This window comes from Bradyrhizobium sp. Leaf396 (assembly GCF_001424605.1).
Taxonomy (GTDB): domain Bacteria; phylum Pseudomonadota; class Alphaproteobacteria; order Rhizobiales; family Xanthobacteraceae; genus Bradyrhizobium; species Bradyrhizobium japonicum_C.
The window spans coordinates 242910-268108 of the sequence record NZ_LMQJ01000023.1; the positions used below are offsets into that span (position 1 = coordinate 242910).

22 protein-coding genes are annotated in these 25199 nt (G+C 60.3%); 18 read left to right on the forward strand and 4 right to left on the reverse strand.

Annotation, left to right across the window (positions count from 1 at the left end; all coding sequences use genetic code 11):
- The first annotated feature begins 949 nt into the window (after positions 1–949).
- From ASG57_RS21345 to ASG57_RS39280, 5 genes are all read left to right on the forward strand, one after another.
- The gene (locus ASG57_RS21345) at positions 950–1642 is read left to right on the forward strand and encodes a PRC-barrel domain-containing protein (RefSeq protein ID WP_024337413.1); all 693 of its coding nucleotides are present in this window, start codon (positions 950–952) and stop codon (positions 1640–1642) included.
- A 632-nt stretch (positions 1643–2274) separates the two neighbouring features.
- The gene (locus tag ASG57_RS39270) at positions 2275–2910 is read left to right on the forward strand and encodes a hypothetical protein (RefSeq protein ID WP_230646541.1); all 636 of its coding nucleotides are present in this window, start codon (positions 2275–2277) and stop codon (positions 2908–2910) included.
- Positions 2793–3134 carry an AI-2E family transporter gene (locus ASG57_RS39275; protein WP_230646540.1) on the forward strand — a complete coding sequence of 114 codons (342 nt, stop codon included), beginning with the start codon at positions 2793–2795 and terminating at the stop codon, positions 3132–3134. Before ASG57_RS39270 ends, ASG57_RS39275 begins: the two co-directional genes overlap by 118 nt.
- Positions 3135–3237: 103 nt before the next feature.
- The gene (locus tag ASG57_RS36950; protein WP_080654819.1) at positions 3238–3750 is read left to right on the forward strand and encodes a hypothetical protein; all 513 of its coding nucleotides are present in this window, start codon (positions 3238–3240) and stop codon (positions 3748–3750) included.
- A 741-nt stretch (positions 3751–4491) separates the two neighbouring features.
- Positions 4492–4908, forward strand: coding sequence for a four-helix bundle copper-binding protein (locus ASG57_RS39280; RefSeq protein ID WP_035697770.1), 417 nt, complete (start codon positions 4492–4494; stop codon positions 4906–4908).
- A gap of 193 nt (positions 4909–5101) precedes the next feature.
- Here ASG57_RS39280 and ASG57_RS21365 read toward each other — a convergent pair whose 3' ends face one another.
- The 3 genes from ASG57_RS21365 to ASG57_RS21375 all read right to left on the reverse strand — a co-directional run bounded on the left by ASG57_RS21365 (position 5102) and on the right by ASG57_RS21375 (position 9979).
- A complete protein-coding gene (locus ASG57_RS21365) occupies positions 5102–6358 on the reverse strand; it encodes a cation:proton antiporter (protein ID WP_024337417.1) in 1257 nt (418 codons plus the stop codon).
- Between the two features lie 998 nt (positions 6359–7356).
- The gene (locus ASG57_RS21370; RefSeq protein ID WP_024337418.1) at positions 7357–8025 is read right to left on the reverse strand and encodes a response regulator; all 669 of its coding nucleotides are present in this window, start codon (positions 8023–8025) and stop codon (positions 7357–7359) included.
- Positions 7997–9979 (reverse strand): sensor histidine kinase, encoded by a 1983-nt coding sequence (locus tag ASG57_RS21375; protein WP_024337419.1) that lies wholly within the window; start codon positions 9977–9979, stop codon positions 7997–7999. Before ASG57_RS21375 ends, ASG57_RS21370 begins: the two co-directional genes overlap by 29 nt.
- 240 nt (positions 9980–10219) lie before the next feature.
- Here ASG57_RS21375 and ASG57_RS21380 point away from each other — a divergent pair, with 240 nt between their 5' ends.
- The 8 genes from ASG57_RS21380 (at position 10220) to ASG57_RS21415 (ending at position 19699) form a co-directional block, all read left to right on the forward strand.
- Positions 10220–11017, forward strand: coding sequence for a Crp/Fnr family transcriptional regulator (locus tag ASG57_RS21380; protein WP_057197340.1), 798 nt, complete (start codon positions 10220–10222; stop codon positions 11015–11017).
- Positions 11018–11399: 382 nt separating this feature from the next.
- Entirely contained in the window at positions 11400–11921 is a 522-nt protein-coding gene (locus ASG57_RS21390) for a PRC-barrel domain-containing protein (RefSeq protein WP_024337422.1), read from the forward strand.
- A gap of 172 nt (positions 11922–12093) precedes the next feature.
- Positions 12094–12465, forward strand: a complete 372-nt coding sequence (locus ASG57_RS21395; RefSeq protein WP_057197343.1) for a hypothetical protein — start codon at positions 12094–12096, stop codon at positions 12463–12465.
- Between the two features lie 2 nt (positions 12466–12467).
- Entirely contained in the window at positions 12468–12725 is a 258-nt protein-coding gene (locus ASG57_RS21400; RefSeq protein ID WP_057197345.1) for a DUF5985 family protein, read from the forward strand.
- Positions 12725–13000, forward strand: coding sequence for a DUF5985 family protein (locus tag ASG57_RS21405; RefSeq protein ID WP_024337425.1), 276 nt, complete (start codon positions 12725–12727; stop codon positions 12998–13000). The genes ASG57_RS21400 and ASG57_RS21405 overlap by 1 nt, the downstream gene beginning before the upstream one ends.
- A 206-nt stretch (positions 13001–13206) precedes the next feature.
- On the forward strand, positions 13207–13527 hold the full coding sequence (locus ASG57_RS36955) for a BA14K family protein (RefSeq protein WP_422866891.1): 321 nt from the start codon (positions 13207–13209) through the stop codon (positions 13525–13527).
- 554 nt (positions 13528–14081) lie between these two features.
- Complete coding sequence (locus ASG57_RS21410) at positions 14082–16301, forward strand: alpha,alpha-trehalose-phosphate synthase (UDP-forming) (protein ID WP_057197346.1); 2220 nt, start codon at positions 14082–14084, stop codon at positions 16299–16301.
- An 878-nt stretch (positions 16302–17179) separates the two neighbouring features.
- Positions 17180–19699 carry a glucose/quinate/shikimate family membrane-bound PQQ-dependent dehydrogenase gene (locus ASG57_RS21415; protein ID WP_057197348.1) on the forward strand — a complete coding sequence of 840 codons (2520 nt, stop codon included), beginning with the start codon at positions 17180–17182 and terminating at the stop codon, positions 19697–19699.
- 204 nt (positions 19700–19903) lie between these two features.
- Here ASG57_RS21415 and ASG57_RS21420 read toward each other — a convergent pair whose 3' ends face one another.
- On the reverse strand, positions 19904–20788 hold the full coding sequence (locus ASG57_RS21420; protein ID WP_024337428.1) for an MBL fold metallo-hydrolase: 885 nt from the start codon (positions 20786–20788) through the stop codon (positions 19904–19906).
- Positions 20789–20882: 94 nt separating this feature from the next.
- On the opposite strand from ASG57_RS21420, the gene ASG57_RS21425 reads away from it, so the two are divergent.
- From ASG57_RS21425 to ASG57_RS21445, 5 genes are all read left to right on the forward strand, one after another.
- A complete protein-coding gene (locus tag ASG57_RS21425; protein WP_024337429.1) occupies positions 20883–21215 on the forward strand; it encodes an ArsR/SmtB family transcription factor in 333 nt (110 codons plus the stop codon).
- Between the two features lie 19 nt (positions 21216–21234).
- Positions 21235–21561 carry a rhodanese-like domain-containing protein gene (locus tag ASG57_RS21430; protein ID WP_029673902.1) on the forward strand — a complete coding sequence of 109 codons (327 nt, stop codon included), beginning with the start codon at positions 21235–21237 and terminating at the stop codon, positions 21559–21561.
- A 149-nt stretch (positions 21562–21710) separates the two neighbouring features.
- Positions 21711–22490, forward strand: a complete 780-nt coding sequence (locus ASG57_RS21435) for a sulfite exporter TauE/SafE family protein (protein WP_024337430.1) — start codon at positions 21711–21713, stop codon at positions 22488–22490.
- A 243-nt stretch (positions 22491–22733) separates the two neighbouring features.
- Positions 22734–23885 (forward strand): ABC transporter substrate-binding protein, encoded by a 1152-nt coding sequence (locus ASG57_RS21440; protein ID WP_029673904.1) that lies wholly within the window; start codon positions 22734–22736, stop codon positions 23883–23885.
- 504 nt (positions 23886–24389) lie between these two features.
- Positions 24390–25085 (forward strand): hypothetical protein, encoded by a 696-nt coding sequence (locus tag ASG57_RS21445; protein WP_230646531.1) that lies wholly within the window; start codon positions 24390–24392, stop codon positions 25083–25085.
- The last annotated feature ends 114 nt before the right edge of the window (positions 25086–25199 follow it).

Genomic DNA, 25199 nt, shown 5'->3' on the forward strand with positions numbered 1-25199 from the left:
AGCCTGGACTAGCGTGAACGCAAGGCTAATGAACCTGAAAACTGCGGGATCTCGCACCTTGCGCAAAGGCTCAGTTCGTTGCATGCGCGACTTCGTCATGGCTCAGGTCGTCTTACCGCGTTCAAGAAGCAATCGACGGTGCTTCTAGCTGTCGCTGGTCTCGCATAGCATCTCAGGCAGTGGAAACGACGTGCGAGGTGCCGGATCCGTTCTGAGGAGCCGCGCGAGGGACGCCGGTGAGATTCAAGAAGACCTGAGAGTCGCTCCTTGCAGGTCTTCCGACATCTGCTGCGTCGGCAAAGGTCAAGAGAAGCCGGTAAACGAAATGGCGATCCAGCCGCACCAGATCGTCAGAACCACAAAGATCGTGGCGCCAACGACGACGTAGGATGGATCCACTTTCCTCACTTGATCACTCATCTGCGCGACCACCGACAGGTGAAACTCCAACGCTCGTTCGGTGTTCCGAACCTATGGCGGACCGGACAAGGCTTTACCGAGTGGTTCCTGGACGGCGGAGCTCGTCGACTAAGTCGGTAGGACGAGTCAACACCTCGCATATTCGCAGTCGATGCGGCCGAATAAGCTCCTGCTGCCGAGGAGTGGATGTGCGAGCGACTGATCGAACGTCGCGTTGCCCGGATTCCCGATCGATGTTCTGGCACGGGATCTTGGATGAAGCTTGCAGTTACCTGAAACAGCTTGGCAGTCTGATGATCCTGCCGGCAGTCACGGCTGCGTCACCTTGCTTCGAAGGTGGTCATTCGCGCTCCATTCCCGTCGAGGCACTCCGAGAGCGAGGCGGCAGAATCTGACGACCGAGACTCCGCCGGCGCGCCGTTTGGCACGGTAGCGGACAATGTTCGGAGCGTCGCGCAGAACTCCTGACCTCGCATCTGGTTGTAGTCGAGCAATCGACTTTAGCGCAGGGAGTACCACAATGCACCCAATGAAGACCTTCGTCACAGCTCTCATGTTTGGTGCGTTCGCCATCTCCGCGTGCCCTGCGCAAGCTGATCCGAAAGTTCCGCCGGCTCAGCCGACACAATCCCAGGAGTTCGCGAGCACAGTCTACGATGGATACCGTGCCTCCCGATTGCTCGGGAGCGCTGTGTTTTCGTTGAAGGGCGAGTATCTAGGAGCAGTTCGGAACGTGATCGTGGCGGAGGAAGGCAAGATCGTTTCTTTGTTGGTCGAGGGCCTCAGAACCAAAGAAGAGCCGGAATTCATGTCACGAATTCCATTCGAGCGCGTACTGCGTCCGCTTCACGAAGGCGCTATCGTGGCGGATTTCTCTGACCTCAGATCGCGGGAATACGGTCTGTTCTTTGATCCCGATCAAGGGCGGGACCAGTCGCATGAGTTCTCGATCTCGAAGGTCATCGGCGATTACGCGCGCTTGCAAGCGGGGCAGGGCTATGGCTACGTATCCGATCTTGTCTTCGATCGAACCGGCAAGTTAGCGGCCGTCGTGATCTCGCGGGAAGCGTCTGTCGGCGGAGGGACATATGCGTTCCCTTACCCGGGCCAATTAGGAAGGTGGAGTCCGAAGCTGAGCTATTACGGCCTTCCCTACGTCACTGCGGAACAGGCGAGCAGAGCAGGGCTGCGGCTGGACATGAAGGAATTTCAGCAGTCGTAAATGACCGTGAGACGGAGAGTCTCGCTTGGTTGGCTTGGAGTCGGACTGCAGTTGCGGAGTGGGCGCACGGGCCGTTGTGTCCGACGTCTGCATCGCGCTCACTTGGCTGTCCTGTCACCTCCGAAGCCAAGCTTGCCTTCGATCGCACTCTTGTGCCGCTGCGCTTTTCGATGGGCCGTTCGTCGCCAGCTGCACTCAATCCAGCGCGCTGAACCACGCGGCTGGCATCACGTCGCTGGGCTCCACGGCCGCATCTCCTCATTTGTCGCATGCGCCACTGCCGCATTGCTTTGGCAAGAACAACAGACGCGTCGTTCCTTCAGCGGCTTTGCTGCCCTGCGAGCGTGCTGAGCGCGCCTGGAGTAAGGCTGAGAGGTCGTCGCTGCTTCATTCAATTATGCAAAGAGCCACTACAGCGGGAGATTAGTTGGAAGATCAGCGGGATGACTCTGTCCGTGATATCGAGCGCACCCTTCGGGTGAGCGCAATCGCTTTGTTCCTCGCAGCTTCTGTGTGGCTGCTTCGCGACCTCCTCTTGCTCTCATTCAGCGCCATCGTCATCGCTTGCGTCCTGCGAGGGACAAGCGATGCCGTCCGGCGGGGAACACGGCTGGGCCCCGTCGTTGCTTTGCGTGATCCTCACCATCGGCCTCACGCTCGGTGCGATGCTGTGGTGGCGCGGCAGCGCTTTTCTGGAAGAGGGCAACGAGATCGGCCAGCAGCTGAGAACGCAACTCCAGCGAGTCTGGCGAGAACTGGAAGGCAGCTCATGGGGCTCAGTGCTGGCCCAGCAGTTGCAGATTGCGGGAAGGTCCCTGCGCTCGGGTCTGACGGGCTATGTCCCGGGTGTTGTCGGCTCTGTCCTCGGCATCGGCGGCAGCCTCATCGTGACGGGCGCGACGGCGATATTTCCTCGCCGCATCGCCGCAACTGTATCTTCGCGGGGCGCTGCGTCTTCTTCCGATGACTTGGCGGTCTCGTGGCCGGGAAGTTGCCGCAGAGCTCGGCGCCACGCTCAGGCTCTGGTTTCTCGGGCAATTCATAGATATGGCGATTGTCGGGCTGCCGCTTGGCTGGGCATCTTCCTGATCGGCTTACCACTGGCGATGTCCCTTGCCCTGCTGGCGGGATACTCAATTTTGTCCCTTATGTGGGCGCGCTTGCCGGCGCGGTTCCAGCAATTCTCGTTGCCATGGCTCAGTCTCCTGTTCTTGCGGCCTGGGTCGCTCTTCTATTCCTTTCGGTTCAACTGCTGGAGGGAAACGTGATCGCGCCCTGGATTCAAAAGCGGACGATCGCGCTGCCGCCGGCACTCACGATGCTTTCTCAGACGGTTCTCGGGATTCTGTTTGGCCTGATCGGCCTGATCGTTGCGACTCCATTTATTGCGGTCCTTCTTGTTGCGGTGCGTATGATCTACGTCGAATGGTTCTTGGAGAGAAAGAGCGGCAGCGACTGTGGTCGAAAGGTTGCGGTCTGCGGTGCCAAATAAAGTCTGTACACTGCCGTACAGCTTGTACCCCGACGTTCCCTGACCCTGGAAACCAAGGTAGCAGGCTTCAGTTGACCGCACTCTGCAGTGACAGGAGCCAGACATGCGTCAACTCACACTCGCTCTTTCTCTGACGGGCCTGATAGCTATTTCGCCTGTCGGCAGCATTCAGGCTGCACCCCTGACATCGCTCTCGGCGGCGGCGAATTCTGCGGACCATACGCCGTTCGTGCGTGACGATCTCACGCGGGTTCACTGGCGTGGCGGTTGGGGCGTCGGCGCCGGATTCGTGGCGGGCGCATTGATCGGCTCAGCGATTGCCACTCCTCACTATTATGCGGGCTATAGGCCGCTCTACAGGTACCGCTATCCATACGGCTATGGTGGTTACTATCCCGCGTACGCCTACACGCCTTATTGGGGTGGCTACGGCTGGGGACCGCCACGCTACTACACCTGGGGCCCGCGCCCCTGGCGCTACAGCCACGGCTGGTCTGCGCCCAGGCCGTGGGGCTACGCAGTCCGGCGTGCTCCCCCATGGAGACACAGCTACGGCTGGGCGCCACGACATCACCGGAATCATCACGGGGTGATTCGAGCGCGCCATCGGTGGTGATGAACCGCCTTTAGGAAGTGCCCGGCGCGATCGAGCGTAGCCGCGCCGGGCAGGCGAGAGCTTCTAGCTGAGAAACTGGTCCATGGTTGAACTGGCCCCAGCTTGGGAGACGCTAGTCGCACGATGGCGGCCGTCGTGGCCTTGTACATCGCGCTTCTCCTTGTTCGAACATTGGGCCAGCGCGCCTTGGCAAATAGAACGCCTTCGGCCTCGTAGCGACGGTCGCACTCGGCTCTGCGATAGCAACGGGAATCCTGTCGAACCGCGTTTCGATTCTGCAGAGCACTGCGGCGGCCGCTGCGCTTCTCGGCACGCAGTTGCTATTCGCTGCCATTTACGTTCACTCGCCTGGTCTCCGGATGTTTTCGACCCGTCCCCTCAGCTTATCGTCCAGCGAGGCAAGTTCATTGGAGCGAAGCTGAGGAGGCACCGGATCGCGGAACAGGATGTCTGCGCCGCGGCTCGCTCGCGCGGAACCGGCCGCGTTGAAGATATGAGTGCCGAAGCGTCGACGTGAACGGACTTCGTAACGCTGAGAGTTCCGTTCGATTGAGTACGACGGCATCCTGGTTGACATTCGAGATCGGTGATCGGAGAGCCGCGGCCGCAGCGCCGGGGGACGAACCAGAACCATGAATGACGCAGCTGTAGATGGTTACCGGGCACCCCTGATCGCTGTCCGTTTCGCAAGAGTAGAAACCATTCTTGCGCACGCCAATTGGAGAGGCGGGGCGGGTAAGGATGGAGAATTCAATGCAAGCTCAAGCAATGATCAGCACGCATCCGCAGGTTCGCGGCAATACAAACGACGCCCTCATTCGCTGCATCGAGGAGTGCTACTCCTGTGCGCAGACATGCACGTCGTGCGCCGACGCGTGTCTCGCGGAAGACAATGTAAAATCCCTGACCCAATGCATCCGACTGAATATGGACTGCGCAGACATCTGCAACATCACCGGGAGGATCGCGACCCGCCGAACCGGGTCCGACGAGGAGATGATCCGAAGAATGCTCGATGCCTGTGCAGCGGCGTGCCGGCTCTGCGGCGAGGAATGTGAAAAACACGCTGAGATGCATGAACATTGCAGGATCTGCGCCGACGCGTGTCGCCGGTGCATGAGCGCCTGCGAAAAGGCGCGGCCCAGCCTGGCACATTAGTTGAGCCTCGGGTTCACCATCAACTTCATCGTGCGGTGATAGCGACCCGGGCCGGCATCCCGTCATTGCCGACGTGCGATTTCAACATTTCCGCTGCCGCCGAACTTGGCGGTGGCGGCCGCGGCAATGCTGTCCAGGGTTGCTCTTGGCCCAAACACCTGCGGAACCTTTGTCCGGTTGAATCGGCACCGGTTCATCGGGCTCGTTTGACGGTGCGCCTTGTAACCCAGCCCAGGGTCGAGCCTTGGACAATGATGCTGAACAAAACGACCGCATAGGTCGAGGTGAGAATAGCGACTTTCGCCGGGCTATCTGGCACCGATAGGGCAAGTGCAACAGAAATCCCGCCACGAACGCCGGCCCAGGTCAAAAAGGGCGCGTTGCGCATCGAGAGAAGCCGCGTCCACCCGAACAGAAAAGGCTGCACTGCAACCGAAACGAAGCGAGCGAAAAGAACAATTGGCACGGTCGATGCCGCAAGACCGAAGCTGCGAAGATCGAAACGTAGAACCAGTGTCTCCAGCCCAATCAGCAAAAACAGGACTGAATTGAGGATCTCGTCGATAAGGGTCCAGAGTGCGAAAAGATAACTCTGTGTCTGCTCGCTCATCGCATATCGCGGTCCTCGATCCCCGATGAGGAGGCCTGCCGCCACCATGGACAGCGGCCCGCTGACGTGCAAGTGGAGCGCAATTGCGTAGGTTCCGGTGACAAGAGCGAGGGAGATCAGTACTTCGATCGCGTAGTCATCAATGAGCCGCATCGCGCGATACGCGAGATAGCCCGTCAGCAAGCCCAGCACGATCCCTCCGCCAGCTTCGCGGATGAGCAACTCTGCGACCTCCGCGACCGAAACGTGCGCTCCTTCCTCGGAACTCGCAAACTGAAGCAAGATCGTGAACAGGACGAGGCCGACGCCGTCGTTGAACAGTGCTTCGCCCTCGGTTTCGATCTTCAGTTCGCTCGGCACGTTAGTGTTGCGAAGTGTGCTCAGAACGGCGACGGGATCTGTCGGGCTGATCAAGGCGCCGAAGACGAGGGCCCAGGGCAGCGACACTGGTATTCCCATGAGACTGCAGATGCACCAAAACAGGAAACCAACGGTCGCCGTTGAAATCGAAGTGCCGAACACGGCCAAAATGAACACCGGAACTGCGCGGCTCCTAAGGGTCGCCAAATCCACATGCAATGCGCCGGCGAACAGTAGAAACGCGAGCATCCCATTCACCACGATCTCTGCGAAATCGATCTGGCGGAGACCCTCTGAAAGCTGTTTGAGAAGATGAACGGCGGGAATTGCCGCATCCAGGCCTATGAGAAACAGCGACGTCGTGACGCTCATCACCAATAGTCCCACGCTGCGGGACAAAGGCAGGAATTTGTGGTTGAGCCAGCCAAATACCGCCGAAAGCGTAAGTAGAACGGCCGCAATGTCCATGAGCGAAAGCACCGCCGAACTCCACTTTCAGGGCTGGACGATTGAAGCAGCCGCGTACATCAAGGCCACAGCCGCTATGGAATGAAGTACAGAAGGTAACGGCTCCGGCGGCGGTTCGGCAATTTGGAACAGGCGCTCGCCCATCCAGGCGATGTGTAACATTTGACAATTGTCTTGGCAGCATCTTGCCCCGGCTCCCGCATGGGCAGACGACCGTTGCCTGATCAGACATTGAGCGTCTGCGGCCGAGATCCTGGCCACAATCCGCGTTCCATTGAGGAGATGAAAAATTCCAGATGGGGCGAGGTCGCGATTGCAGTCCGATCAATGCGGCCCCTTGCAGAGACGACGAACCTCCGCATGAATTCAAACGGGACGGACGTCGAATTACTCCACGGGCCGCTTGGCGTTAGTCGCTTGAGGTTTACCGCCGATCGTACCTCCAGATGATCGGCGGGCCGCGACCTCCAGCGCCGCGAGGCCGAAAGCGGAAAGCGCCGTGACGAAGACGAGTAGTAGCAGGCTGCCGTCCATTCAGATGACCATTGCTGATCTGCGCTCCTGCAGAGAGCTTAAGCCTGGATACTGTGCCGTGCCGGTGTAGCCAGCACGATGTAATTGTCGATCAAGCAATTGCATACGCGGATAACAGCAAGCAGGCGACGTATACGCAGGCGAGGACCATCCCCGTGGTCCGGGCTGCGCGGGCATCTGCTCGCGAACCTGCTTTTGCTCTGAGCCGGGGCAGCTTCTGATACTGCGCAAAAAGTTGTCGGCCGGCGCGTCCTCGAAAGAGTACGTTTCTCATTATAGTCTCCACGACCGATCGACCCGCTAAACGTGCGCTTACCAAGAACAAAATCGGCCCTTGTGACGAGCGAGCCTGTTCGACCAGTGCACGAAGGATACAGTAGTGCGCGGCGGCTCGCCGGACAGTCGGGACAGCAGTTGAGGTCTGTCGGGATAATCCTGACACACAACATCCTGGCGGGCGCGAAGTGGATCGTGGCTCAGACCGCGGCACCCGTCCCTGCTTGGCCCAGCCAGCCCACCGCGACGCCGTAGCGAACGATGTCGGCGCGCGTGAACAGGCCAAGCTTTTCCAAGGCTCTTGCCTTGTAGGTCTCAACGGTCTTGATGCTGATGTTCAGCTGGCCGGCAATTTCCTTGTTGCTGAATCCTTGGGCGATGAAACGCAGCACTTCGCTCTCCCGTGGCGTGAGTTCACTGCCTGTCGTCTCGGCAGACGGATGAGCGCCGGCAGAGGACGGAAGTGCCTTCTCCGCGATTGCGGGATCCAGATACAAGCCTCCGCTGGCGATGGCTCTTACCGCCCGCTCGAGCTCATCTGCCGCGGAGCGCTTGAGCAGATAGCCGCGGGCTCCGGCCTGGAGCATGGGCTGGACGTAGGCGTGGTCCTCGTGAACGGTCAACGCCAGCAGACGAACCTGAGGCAGCTGCGTCGCGACAGTGCGAGCCACCTCGAGGCCGCTGATGCCTGGAAGTGAAATGTCCACGATCGCGATGTCCGGCGTGACCTCGCGAATGATATCGAGCGCTGTCTGTCCATCCGTTGCTTCTCCGACGATCTCGATGTCGTCCACCGCCTGCAGCAGCGCCTTCATCCCGGCCAGAACGAGCGGATGATCGTCAGTTAACGTGATCCGGATCGGGCACATAGCCCATCTCCTCTGCTGGCACGGGAATTCTCATGAAGAGGGAAGTGCCGCGGCCCGGTTCAGACTCGATCGCCAAGGATCCGCCCAGAATCGTAAGGCGCTCTTCGATGACCGACAGGCCGAGCTTTGAGTGGCGGGCATCACTCCGCGAGAAGTCCTGAAGGTCAAATCCGTTTCCGTCGTCTTCGACAACGATCCGCAGCTCTGCCGTGCGCCGGTCGACCACCACGCTGACGTTTCGCGCCTTTGCGTGCTTGACCACGTTGTTTACAGCTTCCTGGACTGCGCGGTAGACCGCGATTTCGACATCCTGGCCGAGACGTTCCCTTCTGCCCAAGGGCTGAAGATCGACGCTGATCCCGAACCGCCGCTGGATCTCGACACAGAAGGCTTCCAGCGCCTTGTAAAGCCCGAGATCATCGAGAGCAGTCGGCCGAAGATCGGAGGCGACTTGATGGATGTCGCGGCCGATTCCTCTGGCCAATCCCTGGAGCCAGTTGAGCTTCTCCAGCCCTACCTTGCGCTTGTGACTTGGCCCGAGAAACTGTTCCAAGTTCTTGAGTCCCAGAAGGAGCCCTGTGATCGTTTGGCCGATTTGATCGTGAAGCTCTCGCGCGATGCGACGGCGTTCATTTTCCTCTGCTTCGGAAAGACGCCTAAGTAGCCGCTGCCGTTCCAGCTCGGCCCGTTTCGTTTCGTCGATGTCCAGAATGACACCATAGACGACATCTGGGTTCTTCTGGTCCAGCCGGGAGAGCCGACCACTGGCGCGCAACCATCGACTGTGCGGAGGAGCGGTCCGGAAGTCTGCAATCGCGACGCTTCCTGAACGACATCTTATAAGTGAAGACTCAAACTGCTGCCGGTCGGCGGGTTCGATGCAGTTCAGCATCCGATCGATAGGCAAGCTAGTGTCGCCGTCAGGGGAGCCGCCAATCTGCAACATCTCTCGCGCACGAGGCGACACGAGCGCTTCCCTGGTTGCGAAGTTCCAGCTGAATACGCCTAGGTCTGCGGCATCAATCGTAAGCCTGCGCTGCTCTTCACTGGCGCTGAGCGCCAAGGCCGCCTGAGCCTCCTGCTCGCGCCTGCGAAGAGAGATGTCGCGGATCGTGTACCAGGCCAAGGTAAGTGCCAGGACGAAGCTCAGCACTCCGCCCCCGGCTAGGAAAATGGCTGATCGCTGAACTGGACCATTGAGCTCTTGTGTCGGTATTCCGAAATGGACCGACCAACCACTCGTGCCGGGTATGAGCTTGTAGATCGAGTCGACCTGATCGCCGGTGGATGTCGTCTTGACATAGCTTCCTTCCGGCGCCGAGGCGATCGCCTGACGCACGGTAGCGCTGGCGGACTGACCGAGTTCCGATTGCTCGCCGAACGTGCGAGCGACAATGTTGCCCTTTGCATCAACGACAAAGCCATCCCACCCGGTCGGAGCTCCCGCGCTTTTCAAGATCTGGCTCATCGCGTCCGGGACGAGGGCGATCGTAAGAACAAACTTCAATTGCCCATCGCGTTCGACAGGCGCTCTTACCGCAACGACGCGTTTGCCCGTGACCGGACCGGGTGGTCCGATACCGCCGATCGCCGGCCGGCGCGTCTTCAGGATCTGCTCGAAATTCTCCCGGTCGGCTATCACCCGCATTCCGTCTGCCAGCGGACGGGTGACGTCCAGCACCTGATTGCCCTTGGGATCAACAAGCTGAATCGTTTCCCAAAGCGTCCTGGCCTCGTTCACCCGCGTCGCCTCTCGATAGAATGCATCGAGATCCGGCTTGTCCAGCGTAGCGGAGGCCGCGATCGTCTCCGCGATCTCGAGCTGCAGGCTGATCTCAGAGGCGAGCCTGCTCACTACGCTGTCGAGGGTTTCGACCGCTGCCGCTTGTGAATGATTGCGTTGCTGCTGGGCATTCAGAAAGACGACCCAGCCGGCAAACAGGGCCAGAGGCATCGCTGCTGCGATGAAGACAAGGACCAGCGGGCGCCGCGCTGCGCTCCGTGTAGTCGAGCTTCTCGCTTCCCTGTGAGCAGGAGCCGAATGTGACGACGAAACGCCCACGTCCACAGTTTCCTTCGTGTTCTGGTCGTCAGGGTTTTCCTGACAGCGCGGACGGTCACCCTGACTCCCGAGATCGCCCAATCTGCCCCATGTTACAGACAATCGTAGTTGCGGTCCAGAATTGGCCTTGACATGGAACATCAATCAATGCGGCTGCTTGCTGAGAGCGATGCGCTCGACCTGAAACGGCCGAGCTATGAGAGCAAATCCGTCGAGCTCAGCTGCAACGAACTGATCTCACGTTTATCGGAGCGCTCGCGCCAGTCCTTGCTCGAAAGGTGCGAGAGGGTGCCGCTAAGCAAGCGTCAGGTGCTCTATGACCGAGGCATTCCTCTTCGTTTTGCCTATTTTATCGAGAGCGGCGGATGTTCGGTCACGACGCGCGCCGGCGATTGCCTGCCGGTGGAGATTCACACGCTCGGAAGGAAAGACTTTGTTGGAGTGCCGTTGATTCTCGGCATGCGCGTGTCGCCACATCGGTGCAGCGTGCAGGTCCGAGGCCACGCGCTGCGCATTCACTGCGACGAGTTGATCGCGTTGATAAAGCGAGATGCCGAGCTCGAAAGGCTGCTCTTGGGATACGTGCAGGCGATCCTGATTCACAGCTCCCAGCTGTCCGCTTGCAACTCCCGGCACACATTGCACCAGCGCCTTGCCCGATGGCTGGTGGTAGCCAGCGACAGGCTCGGATCGCGGGAAGTGCCCTTTACGCACAGCTACATTGCGAACGCACTCGCGGTCCGGCGCGCAGGAGTTACCGTAGCTTTGGGAGAGATGGTGCGAGAGGGAGTGATCAGTTGCCGAAGGGCGGGGATCGTCGTTGTGGATGCAACGAGGTTGAGATCGATGTCCTGTGATTGTCACAGCGTCATCCTGTCGGCGCACGAGCGCACTTGTACGGTATCGCCCGTTCGCATGGCTTATTCCTAGCCCGCTGATGCGCCCTGGCTGAGGCGCGCGAACGGCGAACGGATTCGAGGGATGCTGGGAAGAGGAGCGCCAAATGGATGGAGGCCAGGGTGAGCAAGGTGAGAACGGATGCTGAGGTCTTGGTGGCCGCCGTAGAGGAAGCTCAACGCCTGCTTGCCGCCTATGAGAATCCCCACTGCAAATGCTCTAGGGATGACGTCATAGCCATGGTCGAATTCATCTTGTGTGATCCGTCAGTTACGCGGGCGATGCTTCGTCAAAAGATGCGCACGCGCCTCATGTTGGTTGGTTAGATGAAAAACGAGGGGTTCACTTCCGAGCTTTCGAACTTCTAGGCGCGCGGGGAGTTGGTGACGATCCATCAACCTTAGGAGAGCACTACATGAAAAAGCTTCTGTGCGCCGTTTCGACAGCGATGCTTCTGACCGCTCCGGTTGCTGCGCAATCACCTCAAAATAGCGCGAGTCCGGCTGCTCCCAACCTGCAACCGAGCACGGCCTCGCCCGCCTCTATGCAAAAGCAAGGCGAATGGCGGGCATCGAAGCTTGTTGGCGTTGCCGTCTACAACAACAACAACGAGAAGATCGGCGACATCAACGATATCATACTGGACCCGGCCGGCCGAGTCGCCAATGTAGTGATCGGCGTAGGCGGATTCCTTGGAATGGGTGAACGCAACGTCGCGGTCGGTTTCGATCAACTCAAGTTTGTAAGGGAGCCGGTGAAGACAGCGTCCAACGATGCCTCTGGGAAAGCAGGTAATGCCAATCCAGGAAGCACGACAGGAAGCACGACGGGAAGCGCATCGACACCGTCGAGCCGAAATGACAACTGGTACCCGGATCACGTGGTGCTGAACACAAACAAGGATCAGCTGAAGCAAATGCCAGAATTCAAGTACTGAGCCGGTCTCGAGCAGCACCCCGAAGCTGCTCCAGCCTCACGAGGCGGCGTCATGCGGATGACGCCGCCTTCAAGTTGCCTGCGTCATTCATCCCTTGCGCGCCTCCGGCGGACGATCTTGATTATGTGCTTTCTGAATAGCCCGGCTTGCGCAGTGCTGGCTGAGATCGAAGATGTCTGACGAAGAGTTGCCGCATGATGTAAAGGAACTGGTCCGCCGCTACATCCATTCGGTGGCGCAGCTCGAGGCCCTCCTGTTTTTCCATGAGCGGCCCGGTGAGCGCTGGGACGTCGAATCGCTGTCCAAGCGTCTTTACGCGGGCAAGGTAGAGATGGCCGACGCCCTGGCGTCGCTTAGGCGCGATGGCTTCCTGGAGGGTGGCCCGGCACTGTATGAATTCGCTCCACGAGCCGAATTGCGGGCTGTCGTTGAGGCCCTCCGCAAAGCATATTCGCGGCACCTCATTCCGATCACTTACATCATCCACAACAAGCCGCGCCGGATTCAGGCATTCTCCGATGCCTTCAGGATCCGAAAGGATTAGACATGGCGGCGGTCATCTACAGCCTTTGCGCAATAACGAGCGGCTTCTGTGCCTGGCTGCTGGTTCGAGCGTACTCTGCCAGCAGGTCAAGGCTGCTGTTATGGAGCGCGGTCTGCTTCGCAGGGCTTGCGCTGGAGAACGGCGCTCTGTGGATAGACAAGATCGTCTTTCCTCAAGACGATCTTTCCGCACTACGCGTCTCGATCGGCTTGTTCGCCATGACGGTCCTGCTGCTTGGAATGATCTGGGAGGCCGAGTAATGGACCATCTGGCTCCCGTCCTTGAAGGTGCGACGGCATTCGCATCACTCATGGCAAGCATCTATTTCCTGAAGTTCTGGCGCAGAACGACCGATGTTTTTTTCCTGTTCTTTGCCGCAGCATTCGCAATCGATGCCGTTGCGCGCTTCGTGCTGGCGGTCGTGCAAGCGACGAATGCAAGTGAGCCTGTCTACTTCATTCCGCGCCTGATCACATTCAGCCTGATCGCGCTTTCCATTGCTGGAAAGAACGCGATGCCTAACAAGCCGAAGTGAAGCCGTGTTCTAGAGACGCGGATCGTACGCGGCTTGGTGCGGTAACGTACAACTGGCTTCTACGCGCGTTTCTTGCGACCTTTTGCCCGCGCTCGTGCAGCCGATTCTCGGAACGCAGCGCATGCCTCCTCGTTGGCACCTCGTGCAAACAGAAGAGGATATTTCCCATGGCACCCATGAAGCCCATGATCGTCGTGACGGCACTGATGTCAGTCGCATGCACTCCTGCGCTTGCCGCTCCGATCTCGCCAACGTCCATCAAGCAGGACACCCATGTCCAGCAGGTGCAGTATCGAAGCTGGCATGGCCACAGAGGTCATCGACACGGTGGATGGCACAGGGATCGCTATGGCTCCGGGGCCGCAGCGCTGGGTGGGCTGGCTGCTGGCGCGATCATCGGAGGCGCGATCGCCAACAGCCGGGCACAGGCGGATGCGAATGCATACTGCTCGCAGCGATATCGGTCGTATGACCCCGCTTCAGGAACATATCTCGGCTACGACGGAATGCGGCATCCGTGTCCCTGACGACGACCGGCCCCCGGTCGGGTGATCCCCGAGGGGCCGCTGGCCGCTGCGCGCTGCTCTGCCAAGTCTTTGCGTCTTCGCCTCCGGCACATCCGCAAGGCATTTCGTGGCAGGGTTGGCGGCAGCGCTGCCGCGCATGAAATCCGGTACACTTGCGTACCAAACATGGCCGACTCGGCCCGCTGCCGCTTGCTCACGGGGCTCCTGAAAACGATAGTGTCCGCGGGGGCTCTCATGATCAGAAAACCGAATCGAACGGCACTCATCGTGGTTCCGCAAGCATATTGCTTGTCTTGTGAAGAGAAGACGCCGCATCGGCATGAACGATTGGCAATCCGGGGAGCGCAGGTGGCACGCACGACTTGCTTGGCCTGCAACAATGAGCGCGGCGGCGTTACGCCGGAGAGGCTGCCGATCAGTCCCAGCTGACGGCAGTCACTCACGGGTGCCAACATGTACTACCGCAATGCCATTGGCCCAGTTCTGTTCGGAGCGTGAGCTGCGCTGCGGCTTCACCATTCTCTCGTTCGGATCACCATGGTAGCGCCTGAGTGATGCCGATATCATACAAGCAGTTGCTCCGCTATGGCATGTTCGGTTTGGCGGTGGCGGCACTCGTTGCGTTTGGCATCTCACCGTTCACGGGAGGGATCGTACAGCAATGGTCGCGAAGCGATGTTGAGACCAGGTCCAAGTTGGTTTTCAATGCCATCCAGCCGTTGCTCAGCCTTGATGTGGAAGAACGTGCGTGGGACCGGCTCTCCGACCTTTTCAAGAGAGTAGCACTCGACCAGAAGATCCTCGCCGTCGGATTTTGCGATACGGACGGATCGTTGATCGCTCCGACACCCGAAATGCCGGCGGACTTCTCGTGCGAAAAACTCGCCAGATCTGAAAGCGACAGCTTCGCAAGCATAACAAGCGGCGGACGGCGGGTTCTTGTAGCTGCCTTTCCCGTCGCAAGCAGCCGTGGGCGGTCGTACCTCGTTATACTGACCGACCTCAGCTTTGCAGCTGCCAGATCGAGCCAAGTGCTGGCGTATCTCCTCGCGGCGCTTGCCGGAGTCGTACTGGTGTTGACCGTCGGCACCATCATCCTTGCCGTGATCATGATGAGGGGATGGATGAATGCCTTGCGGCGGGCGGTCGACGAGGTGCGTCGCGGTGCTCAGAGGGCCGAGCCCAAGCCAAGTGGTTCGTCAATCGATCGCGAGATTCACAAGCTCCTGCGTGACGCCGAACACATTGCGGTTACAAGTCAAATTGAGTGGACGCCACAATCGTTGCAACAGGTGCTGCATGGGGCGCTGCCTGGGGCCGAAGTGATCGTCGTAGCCAATCGGGAGCCATACATCCACAACGCTTCGGAAGGAGGGACTGTGGTGCAGAGACCGGCGAGCGGCTTGGTCTCGGCGCTGGAGCCGATCATCCGCGCCTGCGGCGGCACGTGGATTGCGCATGGCAGCGGCAGCGCGGATCGTGAGACGGTCGATGAACACGACAGAATTCGTGTGCCCGAGGCAGCTCCGGCCTACACGCTTCGGCGGATCTGGATCTCCGAAGAGGAACAGGACGGGTATTATTACGGCTTCGCCAACGAAGGGCTGTGGCCGCTGTGCCACATTGTTTTCGTGCGTCCCACGTTCAGGCTCGGTGATTGGCGACTGTACCGGCAGATCAACCAGCGCTTTGCCGATGCAGTCGTTGCCGAAGCACGCACCGAGGATCCCGTCGTGCTGGTCCAGGACTATCATTTCGCGCTTGTCCCGAAGATGATCCGTGAGCGCCTGCCGAAGGCAACGATCATAACCTTCTGGCATATTCCATGGCCGAATGCGGAGACTTTCAGCATCTGCCCATGGAAGGAGGAGATCATCGAAGGAATACTCGGCAGCACGATCGTGGGCTTTCACACCCAGTTTCACTGCAACAACTTCATCGAAGGCGTCGACCGCTTTCTGGAAAGCAGGATCGACCGCGAAGTGCAGGCGGTCAGTCTTGGGGGGCATGAGACCAGGATACGCGCCTATCCAATTTCGATCGAATGGCCGCCGAGGGAACTGGAGAAGCTGCCGGCCGCTGCGCAATGCCGATCCGACATCATCGCGCAATTCGGTCTGGCGGAGGGGACGCGGCTGATCGTCGGCGTCGAACGCTTCGACTACACCAAAGGCATTCTCGACCGCATGCGGGCCGTCGATGCGCTCCTGTCGCGAGATCCGACCTGGACGGATCGGCTCGCATTCATCCAGATCGCGGCTCCGACCCGCAACAAGCTGAGCTCATATTCGAGATTGCAGGCGGAAGCAGAGGACTTGGCTTCGGAGATAAACGAACGACACAAAGGTCGCCAACGTGTGGTCCATTTGATCGTTCAGCACTACGAGCCTTCGGACGTGTTCCGGCTGTTCAAAGGAGCGGATGTCTGCGTCGTCAGCAGCCTGCATGACGGAATGAACCTGGTCGCAAAGGAGTTCGTGAGTTCGCGAGAGGACGGCGCTGGGGTGCTTGTCCTGTCGAGCTTTACCGGAGCTTCGCGCGAGCTCTCCGAAGCGCTCATTGTCAATCCATATGATATCGAAGAAATGGCATCAGCGATCGAGCTTGCACTCTCAATGCCGCTGGAGGAACAGGCCGAGCGCATGAACCTGATGCGACAGCAGGTGAAGGAGCACAACGTCTATCGCTGGGCAGGAGCGATGCTGCTCGACGCTTCGAGAAGTCGCACCCGCGAGCGGGTTCTCGGTATGGCCACCAGAGCCCGCTCGCCCTGAACCCCACCTGAAAGCATTCCACTCGAAAGAAGGGTGGTCGAGAAAGTCAGTACCAAAGCGTACGGTCCAATCTTTCCAGGACGAGCGGATAGTCGCACCCTCCAGCTTGGGAGCCTTTGCTCTCTGAGAAAGGAAGGCGTGCGTGAACATCCTAATCGGAGCTGTTATGCTTGCGGCCGCAGCCACCCTGATCTTCATTGGGCGTCCCAATCGTGCTGGCGAACACCCGAAGTTCTTGCGCTTCGAGGCCGCGTTGGTTCTGTATCCTCCAATCGTTCTGTCGTTCACTGCACTCGGCGCCGTAGCGTTGATTTCAGGGCTGCTATCCAGATAGCACATTCCCGAATTCGGCTTGGGGTGCGCGCAAGCGAGGCAGCCAATCCCCGAAGGGCCCGGGCCTGCTTTGCCGCTACAGTCGAATTGTTGCCACTGCCTATCATCATCGGCCATTCAAAGCGGCGGACCGCGCTGGCGAAGGCATGCTCAAGCAGAAGGCATGCTCGAGCACATGTCTGTTGGAGCCGGCAAAGCGGGAGTGCACCGGCGCACCATGTTTGCGCCGCGTCTCACTTGCTTGGGGCAAGGTCGAGCTGATCGCTCCTTAAGCGCATCACCCTAATCCGGGGATCGGCCTTGGCGCGCTGATTCGGCCAACCTGACTCTCGGGCCAGAAGGCTTCCTGTGCACCGGGTCTATCGCTGCCCAGGACGATGAACTCCGCGCAGCAGGGAGAGGAGCCGAGGAACGTACCGACAGCGCCCACGTTGCCGAAGAAATTCGTGTGATCGTGCGGCCCTGTTCTGGCGCCAGCGCATCGTGATTCTTGATGGCGGTGCTGAGCCTTAGCAAGCGCTCTCCCGGCACAAAGGAGGCCATTTATGGTGCTTCGAAACGTCATTCTTATGACGCTGGCTGTTGCGCTTCTCGCTATGGGCGTCGCCTTGATGGTCGGTGGTCTCTGGCTGATTTACCTTGGCGGATCCTGGTACTATGCCCTGTCTGGCCTCGCGTTTCTGGCGACCTCCATCCTCCTGTTTCGCCGAGACGAACGGGCATTGTGGGTCTTCTGCGTCCTGACCGCCGGCACCCTGATCTGGTCGCTGTGGGAGGTCGGCCTTGACTGGTGGCCGCTGGCAGCGCGCGGCAGCGTCATCTTCATCGTGGGTGCAATCCTGTTGACCCCCTGGATTGCCGGTAGCTTGGCCCATGGGGGATCTGCATCATCTCGACTTCGCGGGGGATCGGCATGGCATGGCGGCGGACTGGCGCTGTCCATCGCGCTATGCGCTGCGATCCTGGTTGCTGTCGCGTCCTGGACGACTGATCCACATCGCTTGGCGGCAAAGACGACGTCTGTCTCCAAGGCAACGCCGGAGCCGGCGGCTGTAGAAGCGCAGGATCTGCCGCCGGGCGAGTGGCACGCCTATGGGCGCACTGGACTTGGCCAGCGTTATTCCCCCCTCAGTCAGATCACGCCGCAAAACGCCGCGAAACTCGAGGTAGCTTGGACCTATCACACTGGCGACATGCGAGGGCGACCGGGTGATCCCGAGGAAACGACGTTTGAAGTGACGCCGCTGAAGATTGGCGATCGCCTTTATTTCTGCACGCCACATCAGTCGGTCATTGCCTTGGAGGCGACCACCGGAAGGGAGATCTGGCGCTATGAGCCGAAGATCCTCGACAAGCTTGCCCTTCAGCATTTGACCTGCCGCGGGCTGTCCTACTATCCCGGCGCTTCCAGCGCGAACCAGACTCCCGGCACGGAAGCCGTCGATACCGCAGCCGGCCCGCAGACTGATCCTCCGGACGCGGTCATCAACAAGCCGGTACCTGACATGCCGATTGCCGTGGCGGACGGCGTGCCGACCAAGAGCTGCACGGCGAAGCTGTTCATGCCCACCGCGGATGGCCGATTGATCGCGCTCGATCCGGAAAGCGGAGCGGTGTGCCGCGACTTTGGCAGGGGTACCGGTCAGATCAACCTTTGGGCCAACATGCCGAATGTTCGGCCGGGTGCCTACTATTCCACCTCGCCGGTGGTTGTCGCAGGCGGCCTGGTGATCGTAGGCGGTACGGTGCTTGATAATGTCTCGACCAAGGAGCAATCCGGTGTGATCCGTGGCTTTGACGTCCGGACTGGCGATCTGGTCTGGAATTGGGATTCCGGTAACCCCGACCAGACGGCGCCGCTGCCCCCAGGTCAGACCTACACGGCCAATTCGCCCAACAGCTGGTCTATCATGAGCGTGGATGAAGCGCTCGGACTGGTGTACGTGCCGCTCGGCAATCAGCCTCCCGATCAATGGGGTGGCAACAGAAGCCAAAGCGTCGAGCGGTTCTCATCGTCGGTTGTCGCTCTCGAAGTCTCCACGGGCAAGGTGCGCTGGGCGTTCCAAACTGTGCATCATGACCTCTGGGATTACGACGTCCCCTCTCAGCCCAGTCTGATTGACCTGACCATCAAGGGACAGACCGTTCCGGCCTTGGTCCAGCCGACCAAGCAGGGTGAAATCTTCGTGCTGGATCGACGAAACGGAAGCCCGGTCCTCCCGGTGACGGAGACGCGCGCTCCGGGAGGTGCGGCCAAGGGAGATCACACCGCGCCGACGCAGCCGGTGTCCGCACTGTCATTCAATCCGAGACCGCTCAACGGCGCCAGCATGTGGGGGGCGACGCTGTTCGATCAGCTCGCGTGCCGTATCCAGTTTCGCCGCCTGCGATACGATGGGCGCTTCACGCCTCCGTCAACCGATGGATCGCTCATTCATCCCGGCAACTTTGGCGTATTCAATTGGGGCGGCATTGCCGTCGACCCGCAGCGACAGATTGCATTCGTAACGCCTGCCTCGCTCGCGTTCGTGTCTCAACTCGTGCCGCGTGCGGACGATCGGACCATGTATGTCCAGGGCAACAACAGACCTGACAACAGCCTCCCGGCGCTGAACGAGAATTTCGGAGCGCCGTTCGCAGTGAAGCTGTCGGCCTTCACTTCACCGCTCGGATTGCCCTGTCAGGCTCCGCCTTGGGGCTATGTGGGCGCTGCGGACCTCGCCACCGGAAATGTGCTCTGGCAGCACAAGAACGGTACGGTCAGAGATCTCATGCCGCTGCCGATTCCTTTCAAGATGGGAGTGCCAAACCTCGGAGGGCCCATCCTGACCGCGGGAGGCCTCGCCTTTCTCTCAGGCACTCTCGACTACTATCTGCGCGCTTACGACGTGAACACGGGTGAACAGATCTGGGAGGGCCGGCTACCGGCTGGAGGGCAAGCTACGCCGATGACTTACCTCGGTGCCGATGGACGTCAGTTCGTCCTGGCGGTAGCGGGTGGGCATGGTTCGCTCGGCACCAAGACGGGCGACGCGGTGATCGCATACGCTTTGCCGAAGGAGTGACGCTTGTCATGTCCTCCTCTGGCCGCGGACGATCCAAGAGTCGGACGCGGGCTGAGCCATGCAATTCTCAAGGCCGCCCTCGCCAGGGTCGGAGCGCAGCTCGCCAGATTGAATCCCGAAGATCGCAGCGGCACCAGATCGGAGCTGACGTTCGATGTATGATCAGGGTCCGGCGCCGCGGCACGAGATGCGATTGTTTCGGGCCTATACGCAGGTCTGCGCGCCGCCCTTCAGCTTCACGGGGATCGTGAGGTAGCGCACCCCGTTGGCTTCGGCCGGCGGGAATTTGCCGGCGCGGATATTGACCTGAATGGAAGGCAGCAGCAGCCTGGGCGCCGAAAGCTTGGTGTCACGCGCCTGCCGCAAAGCCACGAATTCGTCTTCCGAAACGCCGTCCCTGACGTGGACGTTGTTCTCGCGCTGCTCGCGTACCGTGGTCTCCCACGCGAACGTATCACGGCCTGGGGCCTTGTAGTCGTGACACATGAACAGCCGCGTCTCCGACGGCAGCGCCAGCAGCCGCTTGATCGAACGGTAGAGCTTGTGAGCATCGCCGCCGGGGAAATCGGCGCGCGCGGTGCCGTAGTCCGGCATGAACAGAGTGTCGCCGACGAATACGGCATCCTCGATCTTGTAGGAGATGTCCGCCGGCGTATGCCCCGGCGTGTAGAGAACCTCGACGTCGAGTTCTCCGATCTTGAAGCGCTCGCCGTCGCGGAACAAATGATCGAAATCGCTGCCGTCGGTTTTCAAGTCGGTGGCGTTGAAGATCGGTCGAAAGATGCGCTGGACGTCCTTGATGTGCTCTCCAATACCGATCTTCGCGCCAGTCCTCGCCTTGATGAACGGCGCGCCCGAGAGATGGTCGGCATGAGCGTGCGTCTCCAGCACCCATTCGATGGTGTTGCCGGCATCTTCAGCAGCTTTCAGCATCGCCTCCACGGATCGCGTATCCACCTCGCCCGAACTGTGGTCATAGTCGAACACCGGGTCGATGATAGCGGCCTTTCTCGTGGCGGGATCACCGACCAGGTAGCTCACCGTGTTGGTCGGCTCGTCGAAGAATGATCGGATGATGGGTCGTGACATGTCTGGAACCTCCTGATGTCATCGTCCGGTTGGTCTTGACGGATATATTAGCATAAACTAAATAAGCAATATCTAAAATAAAAGAGAAGGCCCGATGGCGTCCTCAACATTTGATCCGGAAACCTTCGAGAAGCAGGCCGTCGAGGTCGCCGCCATCTTGCGGGCGCTCGCGAACGAGCGCCGGTTGATGATCCTATGCAGGCTGGTTGAATGCGGCGAGGACAACGTCGGTTCCCTGGCTCAAGCCGTGGGCCTGTCGCAGTCGGCCCTGTCCCAGCACCTGGCGAAAATGCGCGACGAGGGTCTCGTCGCGTTCCGGAGGGAGAGCCAGACGCTCTGGTATCGCATTGCCGATCCGCGGATCGAACAACTCTTCGCAACGTTCTACAGGCTGTTTTGCGCGCCTGTCAGAACTAGGAGCAGATAAGCCAACATAGGAGCCGATAATGTCGCTACCCACTATCAATCCCGCACAAGCTCGCAATCTCCTGGCGAAAGGTGCTATCCTCATCGACATCCGCGAGGCGAATGAGCATGCCCGCGAAAGGATCGTGGGCGCCCGAAACTTGCCTTTGTCCAAGCTCGACGAGGCCGATCTTGCGGCGCATCAGGGCAAGCAGGTCATTTTCCACTGCAAGAGCGGCGCTCGCACGCAGATCAATGCGTCGCGGCTCGCGTCGAAACTGGACGGAAGCTGCGAAGCCTTCATCGTGGAAGGCGGGATCGACGCCTGGCGCAAGGCGGGGCTGCCGGTTGAAAACGACCGAAAGTAATCGAGCGGCCCAACGCCGAACGCAGAACGGTGCCGACTGATCGCCGCAATGATGCCTGCCTTTGGCCGTCTCGACGTCAAGTGCCCTGGAACTGCCGGGGCTGCCACGTGCCGTCAGGAGCTGCGTGACGGCAAATTGAGGAGCTCACAATGCTGTCGCTGACCCAAGGCGCACTCGGCATCGCCTCCGGTTCGTTGGTCGGCTTCTCGCTGGGGCTGGTCGGCGGCGGGGGCTCTATCCTGGCCGTCCCGCTCCTGATCTATCTGGTCGGGGTGAGCGACCCTCATATTGCGATTGGTACGAGCGCCGTCGCCGTCGCGGCCAACGCGGCTGCCAACCTGGCCAACCATGTCCGTGCCGGAAACGTGAAGTGGCGCTGCGCCGCCGTGTTCGCGGTCGCGGGTGTGGCCGGCGCCTTTCTCGGCTCCACTCTCGGCAAGATCATCGATGGCCAGAAGCTGCTCGCCCTTTTCGCCCTGATCATGCTGGTCGTGGGCGCCCTGATGCTGAGGGGGAACTCCGGCGAGGGCGAGCCATCGGTGAGGCTGAGCCGGGAGAATCTGCCGAAGCTTGTTGCCTTCGGCCTCGCCACGGGAGCGTTGTCCGGCTTCTTCGGGATCGGCGGCGGCTTCCTGATCGTCCCCGCCCTGATCGCCGCCACCGGCATGCCCATATTATATGCGGTGGGTTCATCTCTCCTGGCGGTCACCGCGTTCGGGCTGACAACTGCGGCGAACTACGCCGTGTCCGGTCTTGTGGATTGGTCTCTCGCCGGGTTGTTCATCGTCGGCGGCGTTCTCGGCGGGCTTCTCGGCGCCCGCTCCGCAACCTCCCTTGCGGGTCGCAAGGGCGCGCTGAATACGGTCTTTGCGGCGCTCATATTTGCGGTCGCAATCTACATGCTGGTCCGCAGCCTTGGCCTGATGTGACGAGGCTTGCCCCAGCGGTTGCTCCTCGGAGCCGTCTGGCCGAGAATCCTTCCGAGCATCGGTTCCGCAGACTTGCTGCCGCGGCCATTGCTGCGGTCTGACCGGCAAGCTTCCATCACCCCACAAAGTTGGTCCGACAAGCGATCTTCCCTGAGATTGGATCTTGTCCCTAGCCGTAGGGACAGACTTTCGCCGCGGCCGGAGCGACATTGCGTCGGCGAATAGAATATAAGGGAGGACATCATGATCAGGCGCTGCCTCGCAGCCTTGAGCGTTTGCACTGCAATGATTCTCGCCATCCCCGGCGCACACGCCGATATCAAGGTGGGGATCGTGGTGTCTGCTACCGGGCCGGGATCGGCGCTCGGCCAGCCGCAGATGCGGACGGTTGCGGCCCTGCCCAAGGAGATCGGCGGCGAGAAGATCGTCTATATCGCTCTCGATGACGAATCGGATTCGACCAAGGGCATACAGAACGCCCGGCGCCTTGTCATTCAGGACGGCGTCGATGCCATCATCGGTTCCTCGCTGACGCCCGTGACGATGCCGATGCTCGATGTCGCCCGGGAAGCCAGGACACCGATCATCTCGCTGGCCGCGGCGACCGCCATCGTCCAGCCGATGGACGAGCGGCGCAAATGGGCCTTCAAGGTCGTTCCCAACGACGACCTGATGGCGCTCGCGATTCTCAAGCACATCGCCAAGTCCGGGGTGAAAACCCTCGGCTACATCGGCGTCTCCGACGGCTATGGCGAGGGCTATTACAAGGAAGTGAGCAGGCTTGCTCCGACCTTCGGCCTGACCCTGACCACTCACGAAGTCTATGCGCGCGCCGACACCAGCGTGACCGGCCAGGCCCTCAAGGTCATCGCGACGAATCCGGACGCGGTCTTCATTGCCTCGGCGGGCACTCCGGCAGTGCTGCCGCAGCAGGCGCTGCGCGAGCGCGGCTATTCCGGCAAGATCTACCAGACTCACGGTGTGGCCACCGAGGAATTCATCAAGCTCGGCGGAGCCAGCGTCGAAGGCGCCGTCTTCACCGGCGAGGCGTTCACGATCGCCGATGACCTGCCGGCGGACGACCCGTTCCGCAAGGTTCGGGATCAATTCGTGTCCGCCTACGAAAAGGCGAACGGGCAGAAGCCGAACATCTTCGCGGCGCATCTGTGGGATTCGATGGCGCTCCTCAAGACGGCGATACCGAACGCCTTGAAGACGGCGAAACCCGGCACGGCAGAATTTCGCACCGCCCTTCGCGACGAACTCGAGCGCGTCAAGGACGTATACCTGAACAACGGCCTCTCCACGATGACCGCAACCGATCATAACGGCTACGACGAGCGCTCGGCGTTTCTGATCAAGGTGGAAGGAGGCCGCTTCAGGCTGATGAAGTAGCCGCCGGCAGCGGGCGGCTTTTCCTTTGCGCGAGGCGTCGCGTTCGGCAATGACCGCGCGTTTGCGCGAAGCTGCCCCTTGCCGCGCGCCTAGCAGCAAGCCCTTGGCCTTGCGGGAAACAGGCTCGGGGCACCTTCCACGTCGAGGCCGGCGAGGTCGAACCAGCGGGCAACGACGTGGGCGCCATTGTCCTCCTGAAGTCGATCCGCTTCTGATCGTGGAACGCGGCATCGGGAAGCTCGACCTCCGAGATGAACGGATCAATGCGTTGATCTTGGTCAACGTGGCGGCGGCGAAACGGGGCAAGCTCAACGAAAAGGTGCAGACGCGGAGATTGCAGTGCGTGCTTGTCTCTTTGGGTTGCCTCTCGCGATCGCTGTTCTCGGATTCTCGCCGGCGAACGCGGGTTGCTGGCCGAGCGATAACTTTCCGCTCGTCTGTTGGCTCGATACCAAGGGCGAGGGGTGTTCGGAGCATCATGCGCTAACCAGCGCCAAAGCAGTGATGTACCCGCATCCGAACCAATCCATCTATGAGTTCGAGACCACCCATTGGTGGACCGGGCCTCCCATCACGGCCTGTCCGCCGAGCAAGACGCTCAAGTTTACCGGCATTTGGGACCGCGAGACGGGCAAGGCGGAGGAAAACGTGTCCACCGGCTGGTCGTCGTGGTCGCGCTACGTCTATTGCAGCAACAATCCATGGACCGGACAAGGTCCCTCAACGGTCCCGGTCTGCTCAGGGCCTGCCAACGACAAGAATGTAGGGCAGCCCGTGACCTCGGCGATGCTTTCGCAGAGTCAGCGAGTGAATTTGCTTCAAGTTCAGGAGCCACTACACACGAAGTGTTTGCAGGTCGAACCTGACCCGATGGGGTCGGAATGGCTTACGGGAAACTCGATCGTCCGGGTCGTCGTTTCGCACCATGAATTCCAGAAGATCGAGTGGCACGTTTTCTTCCAGGAGTTCTATTCGTTCGACGGTTGGAAGGAAGTCCCCGCGCCGAAGTCGAAGGTCCCGCTGTTCTCGACGAAAAAATACACCGAGCGCCGCGTCGCGACCACGATGAGGCAGTTCTGGCTCAACAAGCAGGGACGTTGGATGATCGTCGCGGTTCCGAAGCCGACCTCGCCCGCCGCCCAGCTCGTGGCAACGACCGTCACCAACGAATGCCCGGGCGCGCGATTCAACATCCAGTGAAGGCAGATCGGCCATAGGGGCCCCTCGAAGTACGTGCTGTGACATCGACAGCAATGAACCAGCATGCGAGGGCGCATCTGCGGCGACGCTTCAGCCGTCCCTGCTGCTCAACTC